At 69.3% G+C, this 3,554-nt stretch carries 5 protein-coding genes; 3 read left to right on the top strand and 2 right to left on the bottom strand.

Annotation, left to right across the window (positions count from 1 at the left end; all coding sequences use genetic code 11):
• Window positions 1–65: 65 nt before the first annotated feature.
• Together ACNAVT_RS31600 and ACNAVT_RS31595 are read right to left on the bottom strand one after the other, a co-directional pair.
• The gene (locus tag ACNAVT_RS31600) at window positions 66–722 is read right to left on the bottom strand and encodes a response regulator (RefSeq protein ID WP_189050226.1); all 657 of its coding nucleotides are present in this window, start codon (window positions 720–722) and stop codon (window positions 66–68) included.
• Entirely contained in the window at window positions 719–1,852 is a 1,134-nt protein-coding gene (locus ACNAVT_RS31595; RefSeq protein ID WP_357447539.1) for a sensor histidine kinase, read from the bottom strand. Before ACNAVT_RS31595 ends, ACNAVT_RS31600 begins: the two co-directional genes overlap by 4 nt.
• A 186-nt stretch (window positions 1,853–2,038) precedes the next feature.
• Here ACNAVT_RS31595 and ACNAVT_RS31590 point away from each other — a divergent pair, with 186 nt between their 5' ends.
• The 3 genes from ACNAVT_RS31590 to ACNAVT_RS31580 all read left to right on the top strand — a co-directional run bounded on the left by ACNAVT_RS31590 (window position 2,039) and on the right by ACNAVT_RS31580 (window position 3,314).
• On the top strand, window positions 2,039–2,515 hold the full coding sequence (locus ACNAVT_RS31590; protein WP_393083041.1) for a DUF6326 family protein: 477 nt from the start codon (window positions 2,039–2,041) through the stop codon (window positions 2,513–2,515).
• A gap of 272 nt (window positions 2,516–2,787) precedes the next feature.
• Window positions 2,788–3,132, top strand: a complete 345-nt coding sequence (locus tag ACNAVT_RS31585; RefSeq protein WP_416301633.1) for a hypothetical protein — start codon at window positions 2,788–2,790, stop codon at window positions 3,130–3,132.
• Window positions 3,093–3,314, top strand: a complete 222-nt coding sequence (locus tag ACNAVT_RS31580; protein WP_416301631.1) for an MMPL family transporter — start codon at window positions 3,093–3,095, stop codon at window positions 3,312–3,314. Before ACNAVT_RS31585 ends, ACNAVT_RS31580 begins: the two co-directional genes overlap by 40 nt.
• The last annotated feature ends 240 nt before the right edge of the window (window positions 3,315–3,554 follow it).

Here is a 3,554-nt window from a genome sequence, read left to right as displayed (position 1 = left end):
GAGTTCCTCGCCTTATCCGGCCCCCCGGCGCTCCTGCTTCCGCGATTCGAGTATGCGGGCGCCGATCAGGTGCCGACGCGGCGTGTCTCGTAGGCCCACATGACGATCTCGACGCGGTTGCGGGCGTTGAGCTTGCGCATCAGGGCGGCGATGTGGGTCTTGACGGTGCTGAGGCTGATGGACAGCTCATCGCCGATCTCGCTGTTGGTCCGGCCGCGAGCGGCAGCCAGCAGGACCTGTTCCTCGCGAGCGGTCAGCGGCTCGACAGGCTCAGCTGGCACCGAGCGCGAGCGGCTGTTCGCGAAGGAGGACAGGAGCCTCGCGGTGATGTTCGGTGCGATCAGGGCGTCGCCGCGGGCGGCGGCATGGATGGCCTGGGTGAGCATCTCGGCGCCGGCGTCCTTGAGGAGGAAGCCTCGGGCGCCTGCCTTCAGCGCGCCGTAGACGTACTCGTCGAGGTCGAAAGTGGTGATGACGACGACCGCCAGAGGATCGGCGACGTCGGCCCCGGCGAGCTGGCGGGTGGCTTCGATCCCGTCGACCTCGGGCATGCGGATGTCCAGCAGGCACACATCGGGACGCAGCGAACGGGCCATGGCGATCGCCCGGCGGCCGTCGGCGGCCTCGCCGACGACGGCGATGCCCGGTTGGGCGTCCAAGATCATGCAGAGCCCTGCCCTGACGATGTCCTGGTCGTCAGCGACCAGCACGCGGATGGTCATGACGCGCGCGCTGTCCGAGGCAGCGAGGCGTCGACGCTCCAGCCGCCGTCCGGGCCAGGTCCCGCCCGGAGGGTGCCGCCGAGCAGGCTCGCCCGCTCGGCCATGCCGCGCAGCCCGTAGCCGGCGTGCGGGGAGCTGGTCGTACTCGCCTCGCCGTCATCGCGCACTCGCAGGTGCACCTGGCTGCGGGATGCGGTGACGTCGACGGTGACGTGGGTGGCGCCGGAGGCGTGGCGGGTCGCGTTGGTGACCGCCTCGGCGGCGATCAGGTAGAGGGCGGTGCTGACTGCTGGCTCAACGGCCTCGACGTCACCGGAGACCTGCACGCGGACGCCCAGCACCTCGCCGCCGGGACGAGCGAGTCGTTCGACGTCCACCACCCCTCGCCGGGGGGCGAGATCGGCGTCCGTTCCGTCGCGCAGCACGCCTACGAGGGCTCGCATCTCCTTGAGCGTCCGGGACGCCTCTTCCTCAATGGTGACCAGGGTAGCCAGCGCGCGCTTCGGATCTGCGGCGGACAGCGCGCGACCTGCCTGTGCCTGGACGGCGATGGCCAAGACGCGGTGGCCGACCGTGTCGTGCAGCTCGCGGGCGAGTTCGTTGCGCTGGTGAAGCCGCACCTGCTCGATGTCGCGGTCGTGGCTTCTGGTGCGGTAGCGCACTGCCGCGCCGAGCGCGGCCGAGAACAGGAAGAAGCCGTAACCGGCGACCTTCTCCGCGGGTGAGGTCGGGTCCGCGATGAGGGTGACGGGTAGCCAGATGAGGATGATGCCGAGTCCGAGGGCAGCCTCGCGAGCTGCTCCCCAGCGCAGCAGGGCGTAGGGCAACACAAGCAGCCCTGCGATGCCCAGCAGACCGGTGGCATCAATGACCGCGATCCTCGCGATGTCGAACGCGAGAACGGCTCCGAAGGCAACGGTGACTGCGGCCAGCGGCCGCGTGCGTCGCCACAGCAGGCACGCCGCGACCACGACGCTGACACCGACCAGCAGCGGCGCCCACGCCCTGTCGTCGCGCAGCAGTACCTCGACGAGCGAGATCGCGACAAGAGCCGAGGACAGCGCCCAGTCCCGCCAGACCCGCACCGGCGGGCGTGCGGGGCGAGGCTCAGCCAAGATCCCAGCACGCATGCTTCCCCCTCCCGGACAACGTAAGGGGGCCGCCGCTCGGGCGGATCAGCCGAAAGTACTGCGGATGTCCCGCGCCTGCGGCCAGGACCGCTCGAGCCCGCAAGCGGATGTGGCGCCCGTCAACGCTGGTCATGGTTAAGACATCGAGTGAGCCGACCCGGCTGACGCCAGCACACAGGAGACGTGATGACCAGAACCGACAGACCAGCCGGTGCGCTCCAGGAAGCGCACATCCCGGTCCAGGCGAAGCTCGCCGCAGCCTGGGCCAGCTTCATGTTCCTCTACATCTACGTCGACTACCTCGCCCTGTACAAGCCCGGCTTCATCAACGACATCCTGGTCGGCGTCGTTCATGAGTTCGACACCGGCCCAACCTTTGTCGCCCTTGCGCTCACGCTCGTGGCCATCCCGATCCTCATGATCCTGCTCTCCACGACACTCCCCGCCCGTGTCAACCGCGCCACCAACCTCGTCGTGGCAACGCTCTACATTCCCGTCTCGGTGTACAACGCGGAGGGCGAGTCCTGGACCTACTTCTACTTCTACGGCCTCTCCATCGGACTCGAGCTGCTGCTCCTGGCCTTCATCCTGCGCGCCGCATGGACCTGGCCCCGGACCATTCGAGCCACCGCCGGCCGCGACCCCGCCCAGGCCCGGGTGTGACGCTCGAGGCAGGCCCGGTGTGCGGGGTCGCTGACAGCGGCTCCGGCAACAGCGACCGCGAGCAGCAGCACGATCCAGAGCGGGACGGCGCCGACGTCGCGCAGCACCACGGAGTCGCCCGCCCCGTCGGTGAGCAGCAGCGTGAGCACGAACAGCACGGCGGCGAGGACGGCGTCGGCCAGCGCGTGAACGGGCCTCGGTGCACTGGATCAACGTAGGCGCGTCCGGGGCTGCCGCAGCTAGCCGACACGCTGCCGCTGCTGCTCAGCGCGGTGTTGGCGGCCTCGTTCCTGCTGCTGATGGTTGTGTTCCATTCGGTCATTGTGGCGCTCAAGTCGACGGTCATGAACCTGCTGTCCATCGGCGCGGCCTACGGCGTCGTCGTCGCGGTGTTCCGGTGGGGCTGGCTCGGCGGGCTGATCGGCCTGCAGGACACTTACCTCATCGCCTCGCCGCTGCCGGCCATCTTCTTCGCCGTGCTGTTCGGACGGTCGATGGACTACGAGGTTTCCTCCTGTCACGCATCTGAGAGGCGTACGCGGCTACCGGCGACTACGTCGAGTCCGTCGCCCGCGGGTTGGCTGCCTCGGGACGCGTCATCACCTGCGGCGCGCTGATCATGATGGCCGTCTTCCTGTCCTTCGTGGTCAACCCGAACCCGTTCGTCAAGATGATCGGGCTCGGGCTGGCGGTCGCGATCGCGCTCGACGCAACCGTGGCGCGGATGATCCTCGTCCCGGCGACGATGGCGCTGCTCGGCCGTGCGAACTGGTGGCTGCCGGGGTGGCTCGACCGCTAGCTCCCGCAGCTGCGTGTGGAGGGGCAGGAGGCAACGGCCCCCGCGCTGGCGCCAGAGCCGGTGCCGGTGCCGGTGGGATCGCCCGTCGGATGAGCCGGCGGTACGCCTTGCCTGCGCGGTCGCCAGTGGCCGCAGTGCACACGACGAGAAGACGGGATCAAAACGGCGCGCTCGCCCGAGCCGAGGTGATTGCACCCGCCAGGGTTCAATTACATCGGCCGTCGCTCCTGGTCCTCTGAA

The organism is Micromonospora sp. SL4-19 (assembly GCF_047921475.1).
GTDB lineage: Bacteria > Actinomycetota > Actinomycetes > Mycobacteriales > Micromonosporaceae > Micromonospora.
This window is presented reverse-complemented; position numbering and strand designations above follow the sequence as displayed.